Below are 14,492 nucleotides of genomic sequence, written 5' to 3'. Positions count from 1 at the left end.
TCTTTTATGACTTATTAGGCTATTATATCTTTTACCTTCATAAGTCTTGATATTGTTGCTCTTTCATCTTCTTCTAGTTTGCTTCTAATATATTTTATCGTCTCTTCAAGGTCTGGAATTGTCCTATACTCCAAGGCATTTACCCTACGTCTGGTTGATTCGATTTCGTCAGCCATAAGTTGGGTGGTCTTTTCGATTTCAGCAAGCTCTAGGAGTTTATCCATTACATGGTTTAGTCCCTTGATCGCCTTATCAAGTCCTGCCGATGTTTGTGCATATCCATAAGGAAACATACTCGCATTTTTATTTTCTTCAACCTTAAATTCCATTTTAGGGATTCTAACGCTCATGACGTTTTTGATACTTATATCAACGCCTACCTTTTGGGTTGGAAAACTTACTGCCTCTTCCATAAATTCTGGACTCATAAAGGCACTTGCTAGGAGAAAGTCTTTGAAGGATGCTGATAGCTCTTCTTCAACTTCCTGCCTTAGTTCCTTGTTCTTTCTAATCAATTCCAAAAATTGTCTCATAAGCTCATCTTGCTTATCTTTTAGGAGCTTATAGCCACGCTTGCTTGTGGCAAGTCTTTCCTTAAGATTATTTAGATTCATCCTTGTTGGCGTTACTTTTAATCTTGCCATAAGTTACTCCTAATCTAAATATTTTTCTATTAGCTTATCGTCAATTCTCTTAAGCTCGTTTTTAGGTAGGATCTTTAGGAGGTCCCATCCCAAATCTAAGGTTTCTTCAATAGACCTATTTGTATAGTAGCCTTGATTGATATATCTTTCCTCAAATTCTTTTGCAAATTCTGCAAAGGCTAGGTCGGCATCTGATAGTGCACTATCTCCTAGGATCTTTTGAAGCTCTCTTGCATCTACACCTGATGCATAAGCTGCATATATTTGGTTCATGGTGTCTGCATGATCTTCTCTAGTCTTACCCTTTCCTGTACCCTTATCTTTAAGTCTTGATAAGGATGGTAGGATTGATACTGGAGGTTCTATACCTTGGTTATATAGTGACCTATCGAGGATGATTTGTCCCTCTGTAATGTAGCCTGTAAGATCAGGTATTGGGTGGGTGATATCATCTTCTGGCATAGACAATATAGGAATTTGAGTGATAGTTCCTGGTTTTCCTCTGAGCTTTCCTGCTCTTTCATATATAGTTGAAAGGTCTGTATATAGGTATCCTGGGTAACCACGTCTACCAGGTACTTCCTTACGGGCAGCTGATACTTCACGCAAGGCCTCGGCATAGTTGGTCATATCTGTCATTATTACAAGTACTTGCATATCCTTTTCAAAGGCCAAGTATTCTGCAGCTGTAAGGGCCATCTTTGGTGTAGATAGACGCTCTATGGCTGGGTCATCTGCTAGGTTTATAAATAATACTGAACGGTCTAGGGCTCCTGTTTTTTGGAAGTCTTTCATGAAGAATTGAGCTTCTTCGAAGGTTATTCCTATAGCTGCAAATACTACTGCGAAGCCCTCATCATCTGATAATACCTTAGCTTGTCTAGCTATTTGGGCTGCTAGTTGGTTGTGAGGAAGTCCGTTTCCAGAAAATATAGGAAGTTTTTGTCCACGTACTAGGGTGTTTAGTCCATCTATTGTTGATATTCCTGTTTGGATAAATTCTGAAGGGTAGTCCCTTGATACAGGATTTATAGGAACACCATTAACATCCCTTTTTTCTTCAGGGATGATGCTTGGGCCATCATCTATTGGCTCACCAAGTCCATTAAAGGCCCTACCTATCATATCTTCAGATACTCCAAGTTCGAGTGGCCTTCCCAAAAATCTTACTGAGGTTGACTCAAGGTTAATACCTGTAGATCCTTCGAAAAGTTGTACCATGGCACGGTTCTTATCGATTTCTATAACACGACCACGACGCCTTTCTCCTGTTTGCATCTTGATATCTACAAGCTCATCAAAGCTTACTCCCTCGACTCCTTCTACGAGCATAAGGGGTCCGACTACTTCAGAAACTGTTTTATATTCTTTTAACATTATGCCTCCCTTATTAGCTCTTCAATTTGCTTATCTATTTCTTCTTTGACTTGGTCAATCCTTTCTAGCTCATCTTCACTAGTTAGTTTTAACCTAGTAATCTTATCTATAACTGGAAGTTTCTCGATCTTGTCAAGTTCTACCCCATTTTGTAGGGCTTCTAGGGACTTATCATAGTTGTATAGGATAATCGCTAGCATTTTTTCTTGCTTGGTCAAAGAACAGTATGAGTCAACATCGTGGAAGGCGTTTTGTTGGAGGAAGTCCTCTCTTAATGACCTTGTTACATCAAGTTTTAACTTGTCATCATCTGATAGGGCATCACGTCCTACAAGTCTAACTACTTCTTGTAAGCCTTGTTCTTGTTGGAGTAGGCTCATAGATCTCTTCCTATTCTTGGAGAAGTCTTCATTAACTTCCTTGTCTATATATTCATCCATCTTATCTTGGTAGAGGGAATAAGATGTTAACCAGTTTATAGCTGGGAAGTGTCTTTGGTAGGATAAGTCATAGTCTAGTCCCCAGAATACCTTTACTATACGCAAGGTAGCTTGGGTAACTGGCTCTGATAAGTCTCCACCTGGAGGAGATACTGCTCCGATTAGGGAAAGGGATCCTATCTCTGACTTACTTCCTAGAACCTCAACTATACCTGCTCTTTCATAGAAGTCTGCTACCCTACTTGCAAGGTAGGCTGGATATCCTTCATCACCAGGCATCTCTTCCAAACGTCCACTCATCTCACGAAGGGCCTCTGCCCACCTAGATGTTGAATCTGCCATCATAGCTACGTTGTAACCCATATCCCTAAAGTACTCAGCAAGGGTTACTCCTGTATAGATACTAGCCTCTCTGGCTGCTACTGGCATATTGGAGGTGTTTGCTATAAGGACAGTCCTCTTCATTATGGATTCGCCTGTCTTAGGGTCAACTAGCTCAGGGAATTCATTAAGTACGTCTGTCATCTCATTACCACGCTCACCACATCCTACATAGATAACTATGTCAGCATCGGCAAATTTTGCTATTTGGTGTTGGATAACTGTCTTTCCTGAACCAAATGGTCCTGGTATAGCTGCTGTTCCCCCCTTGGCTACTGGGAAGAAGGTATCGATAACCCTTTGACCTGTAACAAGCATCTCTACTGGGTCAATCTTCTTTTTTACTGGACGGGCTTGTCTAACTGGCCATTTTTGTAGCATGGAGACTTCCTTATTCCCATCCTTGGTTTCTATAATTGCAATGGTATCTTCGATTTTAAATTCACCGGACTTTATTTCTTTGACCCTGCCCTCGATACCATAGGGAAGCATTATTCTATGGGTTATAATGCTAGTTTCTTCAACTTCTCCTAGGATATCTCCTGCTAGAAGCTCATCACCGACCTTGGCAAGGGCCTTAAATTCCCAAACCTTCTCCCTATCTAGGGCTGGTGAGGTTACCCCCCTCTTTAGGAATTCTCCTGCCAAGTCTTCTAGTCTTTCTAGAGGTCTTTGGATGCCGTCATACATCCTCTCAAGCATACCAGGTCCTAGTTCAACTGATAGGGGATGGCCTGTTGATACTACCTCATCTCCAGGGCCAATGCCTGTTGTATCCTCATAGACTTGGATACTTGCGACATCGCCTCTCATCTCAATTATTTCGCCGATGAGCTTATCTTTTGATACCTCGACCACATCATAGATATTAGCATCACTTAGTCCGCTAGCCTCTATCAAGGGTCCTGATACTTTTGTAATTTTACCTTTATTCAAATTAAGCTCCTTAATCTAAAATATTTGCTCCGACAGCCTTTTCAACTGACTTGGTTATATCTTTTAGACCAAGACCCATTGATCCCTTGTTTGATGGAATCAAGATGATTGCCGGAACCATTTCTTCTCTATATTTATCAATGGTAGATGGAATATCTTTGGCAAATTCTTCAGTAATAAAGATAACTCCAGTCTTTTCTTTAGCCAAGTCCTCTATTATATTTTTTGCATCATTTCCATCTATTGCTGTATAAACTTTAACTCCAAGTGCCTTAAAAGCAAGTACTGAGTCCTTATCTCCTATTACTGCTACATCATACATATGACTTCCTTAGCCTTTCTAAAGTAAGATCCTTGTCAAGATTATTTTGCTTAGCTACTAGGAGGATCCTGAGGTTTTTGATTTCAATTTCCTTTGATATCAAGAAGTTCATCAAGACTTCTGGTCCAAAGGTAACCATCTTGCTATCAATAGTAAAATCAGTCAAATGATCATCAATTACTTTTTCTAGAGCCATAATCATCTCATCTATGTTTCTATCATCCTTAAGGATGTCCTTGACATATTTTCCAATATTAGTATTGGTCATGGCTTCCCTTATCCTATTTATATCATAAGAAAAATAATCTATAAACTTATCCCTACTGATAAATCCCCCATCTATAAGACTTTCCTTTAGGAGATCTAGTGATTCATCCTGACTCTTTACCCTAAGTAGGCTAACAAGGTTAGTAAGATCTACCTCTTCCCTGGTGAAGTCTATTAGTTTCTCTGAGTCCATTTCCTTGGCATCTTTTAATTTCATTTGGTAAAAGTCCTTATCAAGACTCAAGTCTATATCTTGGGGATTATTACTTTCTTCAAACTTCTCTAAAGCCACCTTTGCAAAGGATAAATACTTTTCTTCCCTTGGTAGGTCTTCTTCTTTCTTATCTCCTAGAACAAAATCAAAGCTATCTTTCTTTTCTTCCTTGATCAAGTTCTTTTTGATAAAGGCTAGGTCTAGACCACCTAGGTCCATATAAAGATTTTTGTAGTCCTTACCTTGGATAATTTCCTTTACCATGACCTTTAGATTGTGGAAGTGGTATTTTTCCTTCATGTAATTTAGGATTTTGTTATCAGGTGCTAGCTCTTCTAGCAAAGCATAGGATCTTTTTAGTTCTTTCTTTAGGATTTCTTCATATTCTTGGGCATTTGAAAGCTCATCTATGGAATCCCTATATATTGTATCTGATAGGTTGTTCAAAACCTCATCTATAGTATCCAGATCATTTAGCCTTTCAAAGTCAGACCTGGTTAGAAGGTTTTTCTCATTAATACGAGTCGATATAGATGCGCCTATATAGTCATCTTGCTTCATCTAATCACCTCACTTAAATAACTTATCTGATATTGTCTTCTTAATATCGTCTATATTATATTTTATAAGAGATGTGTAGGTGTTATTGTATTCAACGTCCTTATCCCTTATAATAAAACCTTCGTCTACACTACCCTCATCTATCTTAATTCCTTTAGGTAGGTCCTTTTCATCAAGGGCATCTTTCTTGTCATATTGGAGGATCAAGACTCCACTTATACCGTCATAGGCCTTTAGAGAATTTAGGACGAATTTCTTGTAGGATTCATCATCCATATTTTTAAGCTCTTCTATAAGTTTCTCTATGACTTGATCTATAACTTGGTTCTTAGCTCCTATTCCTATATCCCTTGCTATCCTCTTTGAGGATACCTTCTCGTTTGCAAGGATTGATTTTTTTCTTTCATTTGCCTTGGTAAGGATTTGGTCGGCTTCTTTTTTGGCTTGACTTGTTTTTTCGCTTATTATTTTTTCTGCCTTGTTATGTGCAGTATCTAAGATTTCTTTTTCTTCAGCTTTTCCCTTTTCAATAATGCTTTCTAAGATTAAATCAAGATTACCCATAATCTTTTCCTTACATTATTGAATGTTTAGTACAAGTAGAAGGGAAATAACGAATCCAAGAATTGCATACAACTCAACCATTACTGAATAAATAACGCCCTTGATAAATTCACCTTCGTTTTTAGCAAGGATATTGATACCTGCAACTGCTACTCTTGCTTGTCTTATTGCTGAAAAGTATCCAACTATTGCAACTGGTAGGGCTGCCATTAGTAAGTAAAGTCCTGTAGCAAAATCAACATTTCCACTCTTTACGATGTTTAGCATAAAGAAACCAATTACGAATCCATATAGACCTTGGGTACCTGGAAGAAGTTGTAAGATCAAAGCTTTACCAAACTTTTCAGGTTCTTCAACTGTAAGAGCTGCTGCAGCCTCACCTGTCATACCTGTTCCCTTTGCACTTCCCATACCTGCTACTAGTGTAGCTATAGCTATTGCTAGTACTGCAAAAACTATACCACCATTTTCAACAAAAAATTCACTCATTGTCTCCTCCTCTTATTATTTTGACAAATTTAGTATCTTCTACCATCTCGCGGAACTTAACTCCGCCACCTTCATAAAATTTATTGAACATCTCAACATATATAAGTCTAAGCCCATGAACATAAGCTGATAGGTAAGATAGGAACATATTAAATAGTTGGAATACTACAAAGATTAAAACTCCTCCTATTATACCACCTATGCCTGCTCCAGCTAGCATCTGTACTATTATATTTACTGAATAAGCCACAAAGCCTCCAGATAAAACTAGGGCCATAAGTCTTAGGAAGGATACGAAGTCACCTATCCAAGATGTAAGTCCATAGACTTCGTAGGCACCTGATCCAAGCCTTGCTCCTATACCCTTGGCAGCTCTACCTGCAAATAAGAATATACCGACTATTCCTATAACCATTATCCACTTAGCTATATTTGATCCCTTCAAGAAAAACACTATAGCTCCACCAACAGTCATATATATAAAGCCTACATCATAGAAAGCATCTAGAGGCTTTCCATCACGAAAGTGCATATATCCCTTGACTCCTAGAGCAGCAAAAAGTGCTATACCTCCTATTACCAAGGATAGGGTTATAAGAGTACCTATATCACTTTGGGTATCGATCCAACCAAATGGTACATCGACTATTCCTCCAAAAACTGATCCGAATATAAAGCCAAATACACAGGCTGATACAGAAATCCTCAAAAATAGCCTTAGCATCTTCTCAGTTTCCTTAGGGAATTTCTTTAACTTAAATAGGGCTAATATTCCTATTACTGCAAGCAGACCATAACCCAAGTCCCCGATCATAAAACCTGTAAATATAGTATAGAATACTGCAACCACAGATGATGGATCTAGTTCATTATACTTAGGTAGAGAATAAGTTTTGACAACTTCTTCATAAGGATCAACCAACTTATTATTCTTGAGGATAATTGGAACATCACTATCGTCCTTATCAGCCTCATTAATATCAACAATATAGCTTTCCCCCAAAGCTTCATCAAGGTCGGCTACAAATTGATCATTATAATCGCTTGGTATATAACCTTCTATGAGATTCATTTGATCTGTAGCTAAGAAAAATTCATTTGATTCTTCTTTTTTTCTCATATTTAGTAGGTAGGCCTGGTAGATATTAAAATCCTTTAGGTATCTTCCAAAATCTAAAATCTTTTTCTCAACATTTCCGAGATCTTTTTCCTTAAGCTTATAAGCCTCACTTAGATCAAGTATCTGATCTTTAATAAAACCCTTTGAATTAACTCTAACCCTGCTATAACCATATTCTCTTAGAAGTTCGACAAAGTCATTTTCTTCTTCCTTGGTGGATAGACAAATCAAATAGGCTGTTTTATCTTCCTCATAGACCTTCATTACAAGGGACTCATCCAAAGACTTTTGGACCATCGTCTTTCTAAGATCCTCATAGAATTGACTTGCTATAGTCCCAGTTTCTACAAAAACCCTCTCAGACTCATATAGGTCATTTAGGTTGACCCCTATATCTTGCCAAGGCCTTAGAGTCTTGATCTTGTTAGCTAGGTCGTTTTTTTCTCCATTTAGCTCTTCCTTCTCATAAGCAAGTTTCCTTAACTTATCATAAATAAGATCAAAGTCAAAGTTCTCTCCCTGTTTGATAACATCTTCTAGGGAGTATTCAGCAAAATCATCGTCAATATCGACATCTGCCTTACTCATTGCCCTTCTTACAAGATCAGTAGCATAATTGACCCTGTCTATCTTGCTATCTATATCAGAAAGTGCTTTAGAATTTGAAACCTCATCTATGCTTTCGTCATCGCTTTTAAGGTCATTAAAGTGTACATAGTTAAATCCTTGGAGAATATCAAGAAGATCCGAAATATCTGATTTAAAGGCTAACAGGTTAAACTTATTCATTTTAACTATTGCCATTTTCTACAATCTCCTCCTTAAGGGATTTTACAATCTCTTTGATACGACTTGGGTCGATTTCTTTGATTTGTTTAGCATAAGCCTCTGCCTCATCTATAATTGGCTGTTTTTCTTGCTTAGCAAGGTCATAGGCTTCATCCAAAATCTTTTGAGATTTTTCTTTTGCATCCCTAACAATATTTTTGTACTCGGATTCGCTGTCAGTTCTTGACTTATCAACGATTTCACGAGCCTTTATTTTTGCCTTTTCAACAGTCTCTTTAGCCTCTCGTTCGGCTTCTTGGACTTTCTCAAGCATATCTTGCGCCATCTTTCACCCCCTATTGCCATATATTAAATTATATCATAAAATATGAATATATAGTAGTATACTACAATTAAAAAAAGGGAAAGTTATGATTAAAAATTTATTACTAGCGGCTATCCTTATTCTCCTATCATCTTGTGGAATAAATATGGGCCAAGAAGCAAATACACATCCAAATACAAATCTCGCCTATCCTTTGGAAAAACTAGGTCTATCAGTGGATACTTCCCTAAATAGGTCTTCCCAGGGTCTAGACTTTCCTACAGAAATCAAGAGTAAAAACGACGAAGCCTATAGGGAAAGTGAGCTAGCAAATCTTGACTACGGAAGGCTAATCGAGCTAAGTGGACTAAATATAAGAATTCCTAGCCGCTGCCAGGTTTTTTCAGATGGGGATACCTACTACATAGACTTTCCCTACAGTGACTCATATAGCATCTATATCTCCCTTAAGGAAGTTAAGGATATGGAAATCCTCCAAGAAAGCGACATATATGATGCGACCAAGATACTCCTTAACAAGAGAAATCCAGATGAAAAACTCCTAAGTGAGGTGGTTAATAACAAATTATCCAATGTTGAAAGTGCCTATTTTGTAAGCCAAGGGGATAAGTACCAAATGACACATTTTCTGATAGGTACTCCTGGGTCTATGATCCACTTTACAATCTATGAGGACCCCTCCCTCTCCCAAGCCTCACCTTACTTGATGGAAGATATCTTGACGGGAGCCTTTAGAATAGATGATGACCCTATAGACATCCAAAAGTCCTTTAGAACTTATGATTCCTATATGGATATCTTTGCAACAAAGTCTATCAAGCTGGGTAAGATAAGTAGCAAGATCCCAGAAAACTTCCTACTTGACCATAGTAAGGAAAACTTAAACAGTTTCTCTGTCAAAAAGGAAGGGGATATGGTATCAAAAATAATCACTATAGCATTTGACAAGGAAGATAGGGATATCATGGATGTCTTTAACCTAGACTACCGTGGCCTTGTCTACTCTGAAAATATTGTAACAGGATCTAAGTTAGAATTTGGCGAGAAAAACGGGCTTTCTTATGTAAGAAGCAAGGCTAGGATGTATATGCCTAATTTTACATTGGATGGAGATAAATTTGTAGTAGAAAGCAAGGATTATTTTATTACTTTTTTTGTCCTAGGCCCTATGGCAGAATCTAATAAAACAAATCTGATGAGCAATTCAATAATACAAAGTATAGAACAAAATTAGGAGATATTTATATGACAATTAGAATACTACACGTTTTTGGAACCCTAAATAGGGGTGGGGCAGAGACCCTAGTTATGAATATTTATAGGAAGATAGATAGGGAGAAAATCCAGTTTGACTTCCTAGTCCACCACGAAGAAGAGGGTGCTTACGAAAAAGAAATAAGGTCCATGGGTGGCAAAATCTATAGGCTAGCTCCCTATCGACTCATAAATCATGTCAGCTACAAAAGTTCTTGGAATAAGTTATTGAAGGATCACCCTGAATACAAGATAGTCCACTGTCACAAGGAATCTATCATGTCTATCATAATGAGCACTGTTAGAGCTAATGGTAGGATTGCCATAGCCCATAGCCACAACACCCGCCACATAAAGGGTTATAAGGGTCAAATAATGGGACTATTAAATAACAATATCTATGAAAAAAGCGACTACCACTTTGCCTGTTCCAATGATGCAGGTAAGTGGATGTTCGGTGATGAAAAAAATGATGGCGAAGAATTTATAGTTATAAAAAATGGTATAGATATAGAAAAATACACTCATAATCCAAGAATTAGGGCAAAATTTAGAAAAGACCTAGACTTAGAAGGTAAAAAAGTAATCGGCCACGTTGCAAGATTTAACAAGGTCAAAAACCACACTTTTCTTATAGATATCTTCAAAAACTTAGTAGAAGAAGACCCTTCATACAGGCTAGTCTTGCTAGGAGAAGGAGAACTAAGGAAGGATATAGAAAATAAAGTAAGTAGCTACGGACTAAACGACAAAGTAAACTTTATGGGCTCAGTCGGAAATGTTAACGAAATTCTCCAAGCAGTGGATATCTTTGTCCTCCCATCACTCTATGAGGGCATGGCCATATCCTCCATAGAGGCCCAGACAGCTGGACTAAAGACCCTCTTAGCTGATACTATTGATAGGAGGTCAAAACTAACTAACCTTGTAGAATTTATCCCTATAGATAAGGGGGTAGACCCATGGGTTAAGGCCATCGATGCCGCCCTCCCTTACGAAAGATCTGATATGTCCCAAGTGATAAAGAACGCTGGCTTTGATATAAAAGAAACCACCAAGTACCTAAGTGATTTTTATCTAAAGTTAATGAATTAAGAGAGATTCTGATCCTAGTAGTTCACTCAGACTTGTAGTATTTATCAATTATTTAAGATCATAGTCAATTTAGTGAGGTTATGGTCTATTTTTTATTGTCTTGTCAGATGTAATATTTTGTGTTATCATTTTTACTAAGTAAAAAGGGGGACATAATGAATTTTACTGATAAATTAAATGCTTTAAAGAAAGAAAAAGATGTGGCAATCCTTGCACATTATTATGTAGATGAAGAAATCCAAGCTCTAGCAGACTATGTTGGTGATTCCTTTTATCTAGCCCAAAAGGGCAGGGAGCTAACTAACAAGAGAATTATCATGGCTGGTGTTTACTTTATGGGAGAAACTATAAAAACATTAAATCCAGATAAGAAGGTCTACAACCTAAATTGGCTAGCTGATTGTCCTATGGCCCATATGGCCAATGAAAAAGATATTGTAGATATGAGAAATAAGTATGATGACCTGGCTGTAGTAACCTATGTCAATTCTACAATCGAAACCAAGGCCCTATCAGATGTTTGTGTAACTTCTTCTAACGCCGCTAAAATATGTAAGAAACTAAAGGAAAAGAATATTTTCTTTATACCTGATAAGAACCTAGGAGCTTATGTTAGCGAGGAGCTTCCAGATAAGAACTTTATTTTTAATAAAGGAGCTTGTCCTAGGCACAATCAAATAAGTAAGGAAGATCTCCTAGCCCTAAAGGACCTCCATCCTAGGGCAAAAGTCTTGGCACATCCAGAATGCAAAAGAGAGGTCTTAGACCTAAGCGACTATATAGGTTCAACCAAGGGGATCATAAACGAAGCTTCCAAGTCTAGCGCAGATGAATTTATTGTAGTAACTGTCAAGGCTATTAGGTATGAGTTAGAGAGGCTAAATCCAGATAAGACCTTCTATTTCCTAGACAAGCTAACTTGCCTTAATATGAATATGCACAAGAAGGAAGACCTCCTAACTTGTATGGATGATCCCTTCAACGAAGTAAAAATAGATGAGGACTTGAGGCAAAAGGCCTTAAAGCCCTTAGAAAGGATGCTTGAGTTAGGTAAATGATGGAAAGTGATGTAATAATTATAGGCAGTGGTGTCGCTGGTCTAATAAGTGCCTTAGAAATAGATCAAAGTAAAAAAATTATTTTGCTAACAAAAAAACGCCTAGAAGATTCTAACTCCTACCTGGCCCAAGGAGGAATATCTGCCCTCCTCGATGAGACTGATAGAGAAAGATATATAGAAGATACCTTAAGGGCTGGTCACTACAAGAATACTAGGTCTGCTGTCGATACCCTGGTAGACGAATCAAGAGCTGCCATAGCCAGCTTAGAAAAATATGGGGTTCCTTTCTCAAGAGACGCCCAAGGAAATCTCCTTTTAACAAGGGAGGGAGCCCATTCAGTAAATAGAATAAGGTATTGCGAAGACCAAACGGGTAAGTTTATAATGGATGCCTTGATTGCTGAAGCAAAAATCCGTCCAAATATAAAAATTTTAGAAGATACCAGGTGTAATGACCTCTTGATTAGAGATGGAAAGATATACGGGGTTAGTGCAAGTAACAAGACAAATTTTAATATCTATGCCAACTTCACCATCCTTGCTTGTGGTGGCTTGGGAGGACTATTTGAAAATACAACAAACTTTAGACATATATGTGGAGATGGGGTGGGCCTTGCCATAGACAAAGGTATCGACCTAAAAGATATCTCCTATATTCAAATCCACCCAACCGCCCTCTACGAAGATAATTCCGATAGGAGGTTTTTGATATCAGAATCAGTCAGGGGAGAAGGTGCTGTCTTACTTAATCACAAGAAAGAAAGATTCACTGATGAGCTTAGGCCAAGAGATGTGGTAAGCAGTGCTATCCTTGAGGAGATGAAAAGGGAAAAGGTCAAATATGAATTTATAGACTTTTCTACTATTAAACTAGATATAGATGAGAGATTTCCAAATATTACCAACCATCTAAGGGAGCTTGGATATGATCCAAGAAGAGATCTAGTTCCAATAGTTCCTGCCTTCCACTATACCATGGGTGGTATAAGGGTTGACCTAGATGCAAGAACCAATATAGAAAACCTCTATGCAGTAGGTGAAGTAGCCTGTACAGGAGTCCACGGACAAAATAGGCTAGCTAGTAATTCCTTGTTAGAGTCTGTAGTCTTTGGCAAGAGATGTGCTAAGGCAATAAATATAAGCAAGATAGATTTCCCTAGGATCTATGATCTAGCCTGGTCTAGTATTGACTTTGATAAGGTTAAGAAAAATATAGAAGAGAGGATTAGAGAAGATGAGAAAAGCAAAACTTCACAAGTATGAAGTCAACCAATATTTGATTAGTGCCTTAAAAGAAGATATTCCAGTAGAAGATATCTCCACCAAGGCCATCTATAGGGAAGATAGGGATGCAGCAGTATCAGTTATTATGAAAGAAGACGGTATCCTCTGTGGGATAGATATCTTCCACTATTGTTTTGAATTATTGGATGAAAATATTAGAATAGACAAAAAATACGAAGATGGTGATTTTGTAAAAAAAGGCAGCGAAGTTGCTATAGTCTACGGGAATATATCTACCCTATTATCAGGTGAAAGAGTTGCCCTAAACTACCTCCAAAGGATGTCAGGGATTGCAACCTACACTCACCAAACCATAGCAAAGCTAAATGATCCAAATATAAAAGTCTTGGACACTAGAAAGACAACACCCAATATGAGGATCTTCGAAAAATATGCAGTCAAAATCGGAGGCGGAGAGAACCATAGGTTTAATCTCTCAGACCTAATTATGCTAAAGGATAACCATATAGCTGCAAGTGGTGGCATAAAAAATGCTATCCACTACGCAAGAGACTACAAACCCTTCGTCAAAAAAATCGAAATTGAAGTCGAAAGCCTTGACCAAGTCAAAGAAGCTATTGATGAGGGGGCCGATATAATAATGCTTGATAATATGGATATAGACACTATAAAAAAAGCCTGCCAAATTATAGGCAATAAAGCCATAATCGAAATATCTGGCAATATTACTAAGGAAAATATAGACAGGTACAGGGGACTTGATGTAGATTTCCTATCAAGTGGTGCCATAACTTATATGGCAAATCCCTTGGATATATCAATGAAGAATTTAAGGTATGTGTAAGTATGAGCAAGGTAAAGAAAAGGCAGGCTGAAATCCTCAAAATCCTAGAAGAGTCCGACAAGCCTGTAAGTGGATCTGACCTTGCAAAACATTTTTCCCTATCAAGACAGGTTATAGTCCAAGACATAGCAGTCCTCAAGGCAGAAGAGAATAATATAATATCTACCAACAGGGGCTATAAGCTTATAAAAGATGACCTTCCCAATAAGGTTATCCAGGTCTACCATTCAGATAAGGAAATAGAAGAAGAACTTCAAACTATTGTAGACCTGGGTGCAGAGGTAGTCGATGTCTTTGTCTACCACAATATCTACGGGAAGATAAGGGCTGATTTGAAGATAAAATCTAGGAGGGATATCAAGAAATTTTTGCAAAGACTAGAAAGTGGAGAAAGCTCCCCACTCAAAAAACTAACCTCAGACTACCACTTCCATACCCTAAAGGCTCAAAACGAAGAGATCTTAAAGGAAGTAATAGAGGAATTGACCCAAAAAAATTATCTAATCAAAGAAATTTCTTAAAAAGAAAGCTCTATGTCCAAGGGAATCTCCCCGACACAGAGCTT

Annotated in this window: 15 protein-coding genes; 6 read left to right on the top strand and 9 right to left on the bottom strand. The window is 37.8% G+C overall.

Annotated elements, in window-relative coordinates; all coding sequences use genetic code 11:
* Window positions 1-14 precede the first annotated feature (14 nt).
* Genes MUN42_RS00350 through MUN42_RS00310 form a run of 9 tightly spaced genes read right to left on the bottom strand, consistent with a single transcriptional unit; the run spans window position 15 to window position 8,429 of the window.
* Window positions 15-644: a V-type ATP synthase subunit D gene (locus tag MUN42_RS00350; RefSeq protein WP_243342284.1), complete on the bottom strand. Its 630-nt coding sequence runs from the start codon at window positions 642-644 to the stop codon at window positions 15-17.
* A 9-nt stretch (window positions 645-653) separates the two neighbouring features.
* Window positions 654-2,021, bottom strand: a complete 1,368-nt coding sequence (locus tag MUN42_RS00345) for a V-type ATP synthase subunit B (RefSeq protein ID WP_243342283.1) — start codon at window positions 2,019-2,021, stop codon at window positions 654-656.
* Window positions 2,021-3,778, bottom strand: a complete 1,758-nt coding sequence (locus tag MUN42_RS00340; protein ID WP_243342282.1) for a V-type ATP synthase subunit A — start codon at window positions 3,776-3,778, stop codon at window positions 2,021-2,023. Before MUN42_RS00340 ends, MUN42_RS00345 begins: the two co-directional genes overlap by 1 nt.
* A 10-nt stretch (window positions 3,779-3,788) precedes the next feature.
* Complete coding sequence (locus tag MUN42_RS00335) at window positions 3,789-4,100, bottom strand: V-type ATP synthase subunit F (protein WP_243342281.1); 312 nt, start codon at window positions 4,098-4,100, stop codon at window positions 3,789-3,791.
* Window positions 4,093-5,142 carry a V-type ATPase subunit gene (locus MUN42_RS00330; RefSeq protein WP_243342280.1) on the bottom strand — a complete coding sequence of 350 codons (1,050 nt, stop codon included), beginning with the start codon at window positions 5,140-5,142 and terminating at the stop codon, window positions 4,093-4,095. Before MUN42_RS00330 ends, MUN42_RS00335 begins: the two co-directional genes overlap by 8 nt.
* Before the next feature lie 9 nt (window positions 5,143-5,151).
* Window positions 5,152-5,706: a V-type ATP synthase subunit E gene (locus tag MUN42_RS00325; RefSeq protein ID WP_243342279.1), complete on the bottom strand. Its 555-nt coding sequence runs from the start codon at window positions 5,704-5,706 to the stop codon at window positions 5,152-5,154.
* Between the two features lie 15 nt (window positions 5,707-5,721).
* The gene (locus MUN42_RS00320; RefSeq protein WP_243342278.1) at window positions 5,722-6,195 is read right to left on the bottom strand and encodes a V-type ATP synthase subunit K; all 474 of its coding nucleotides are present in this window, start codon (window positions 6,193-6,195) and stop codon (window positions 5,722-5,724) included.
* Window positions 6,188-8,119 (bottom strand): V-type ATP synthase subunit I, encoded by a 1,932-nt coding sequence (locus MUN42_RS00315; protein ID WP_243342277.1) that lies wholly within the window; start codon window positions 8,117-8,119, stop codon window positions 6,188-6,190. The genes MUN42_RS00320 and MUN42_RS00315 overlap by 8 nt, the downstream gene beginning before the upstream one ends.
* Window positions 8,106-8,429, bottom strand: a complete 324-nt coding sequence (locus MUN42_RS00310) for an ATPase V (protein ID WP_243342276.1) — start codon at window positions 8,427-8,429, stop codon at window positions 8,106-8,108. Before MUN42_RS00310 ends, MUN42_RS00315 begins: the two co-directional genes overlap by 14 nt.
* 85 nt (window positions 8,430-8,514) lie before the next feature.
* On the opposite strand from MUN42_RS00310, the gene MUN42_RS00305 reads away from it, so the two are divergent.
* The 6 genes from MUN42_RS00305 to MUN42_RS00280 all read left to right on the top strand — a co-directional run bounded on the left by MUN42_RS00305 (window position 8,515) and on the right by MUN42_RS00280 (window position 14,448).
* Window positions 8,515-9,663, top strand: a complete 1,149-nt coding sequence (locus MUN42_RS00305) for a hypothetical protein (protein WP_243342275.1) — start codon at window positions 8,515-8,517, stop codon at window positions 9,661-9,663.
* Window positions 9,664-9,674: 11 nt separating this feature from the next.
* On the top strand, window positions 9,675-10,778 hold the full coding sequence (locus MUN42_RS00300; protein WP_243342274.1) for a glycosyltransferase family 1 protein: 1,104 nt from the start codon (window positions 9,675-9,677) through the stop codon (window positions 10,776-10,778).
* 155 nt (window positions 10,779-10,933) lie between these two features.
* Window positions 10,934-11,836, top strand: coding sequence for a quinolinate synthase NadA (gene nadA / locus MUN42_RS00295; RefSeq protein WP_243342273.1), 903 nt, complete (start codon window positions 10,934-10,936; stop codon window positions 11,834-11,836).
* A complete protein-coding gene (locus MUN42_RS00290; protein ID WP_243342272.1) occupies window positions 11,833-13,101 on the top strand; it encodes an L-aspartate oxidase in 1,269 nt (422 codons plus the stop codon). The genes nadA and MUN42_RS00290 overlap by 4 nt, the downstream gene beginning before the upstream one ends.
* Window positions 13,073-13,927 (top strand): carboxylating nicotinate-nucleotide diphosphorylase, encoded by an 855-nt coding sequence (gene nadC, locus MUN42_RS00285; protein WP_243342271.1) that lies wholly within the window; start codon window positions 13,073-13,075, stop codon window positions 13,925-13,927. Before MUN42_RS00290 ends, nadC begins: the two co-directional genes overlap by 29 nt.
* A 2-nt stretch (window positions 13,928-13,929) precedes the next feature.
* Window positions 13,930-14,448, top strand: coding sequence for a transcription repressor NadR (locus MUN42_RS00280; RefSeq protein ID WP_243342270.1), 519 nt, complete (start codon window positions 13,930-13,932; stop codon window positions 14,446-14,448).
* Window positions 14,449-14,492: the final 44 nt, after the last annotated feature.

The sequence above is a fragment of the Anaerococcus sp. AGMB09787 genome, assembly GCF_022808955.1.
Taxonomy (GTDB): domain Bacteria; phylum Bacillota; class Clostridia; order Tissierellales; family Peptoniphilaceae; genus Anaerococcus.
This window is presented reverse-complemented; position numbering and strand designations above follow the sequence as displayed.

Coding starts and splice junctions, on each gene's coding strand:
- MUN42_RS00350 (WP_243342284.1), bottom strand. CDS start 644: ATGGCAAGATTAAAAGTAACGCCAACAAGGATGAATCTAAATAATCTT.
- MUN42_RS00345 (WP_243342283.1), bottom strand. CDS start 2,021: ATGTTAAAAGAATATAAAACAGTTTCTGAAGTAGTCGGACCCCTTATG.
- MUN42_RS00335 (WP_243342281.1), bottom strand. CDS start 4,100: ATGTATGATGTAGCAGTAATAGGAGATAAGGACTCAGTACTTGCTTTT.
- MUN42_RS00330 (WP_243342280.1), bottom strand. CDS start 5,142: ATGAAGCAAGATGACTATATAGGCGCATCTATATCGACTCGTATTAAT.
- MUN42_RS00325 (WP_243342279.1), bottom strand. CDS start 5,706: ATGGGTAATCTTGATTTAATCTTAGAAAGCATTATTGAAAAGGGAAAA.
- MUN42_RS00320 (WP_243342278.1), bottom strand. CDS start 6,195: ATGAGTGAATTTTTTGTTGAAAATGGTGGTATAGTTTTTGCAGTACTA.
- MUN42_RS00315 (WP_243342277.1), bottom strand. CDS start 8,119: ATGGCAATAGTTAAAATGAATAAGTTTAACCTGTTAGCCTTTAAATCA.
- MUN42_RS00310 (WP_243342276.1), bottom strand. CDS start 8,429: ATGGCGCAAGATATGCTTGAGAAAGTCCAAGAAGCCGAACGAGAGGCT.
- MUN42_RS00305 (WP_243342275.1), top strand. CDS start 8,515: ATGATTAAAAATTTATTACTAGCGGCTATCCTTATTCTCCTATCATCT.
- MUN42_RS00300 (WP_243342274.1), top strand. CDS start 9,675: ATGACAATTAGAATACTACACGTTTTTGGAACCCTAAATAGGGGTGGG.
- nadA (WP_243342273.1), top strand. CDS start 10,934: ATGAATTTTACTGATAAATTAAATGCTTTAAAGAAAGAAAAAGATGTG.
- MUN42_RS00290 (WP_243342272.1), top strand. CDS start 11,833: ATGATGGAAAGTGATGTAATAATTATAGGCAGTGGTGTCGCTGGTCTA.
- nadC (WP_243342271.1), top strand. CDS start 13,073: ATGAGAAAAGCAAAACTTCACAAGTATGAAGTCAACCAATATTTGATT.
- MUN42_RS00280 (WP_243342270.1), top strand. CDS start 13,930: ATGAGCAAGGTAAAGAAAAGGCAGGCTGAAATCCTCAAAATCCTAGAA.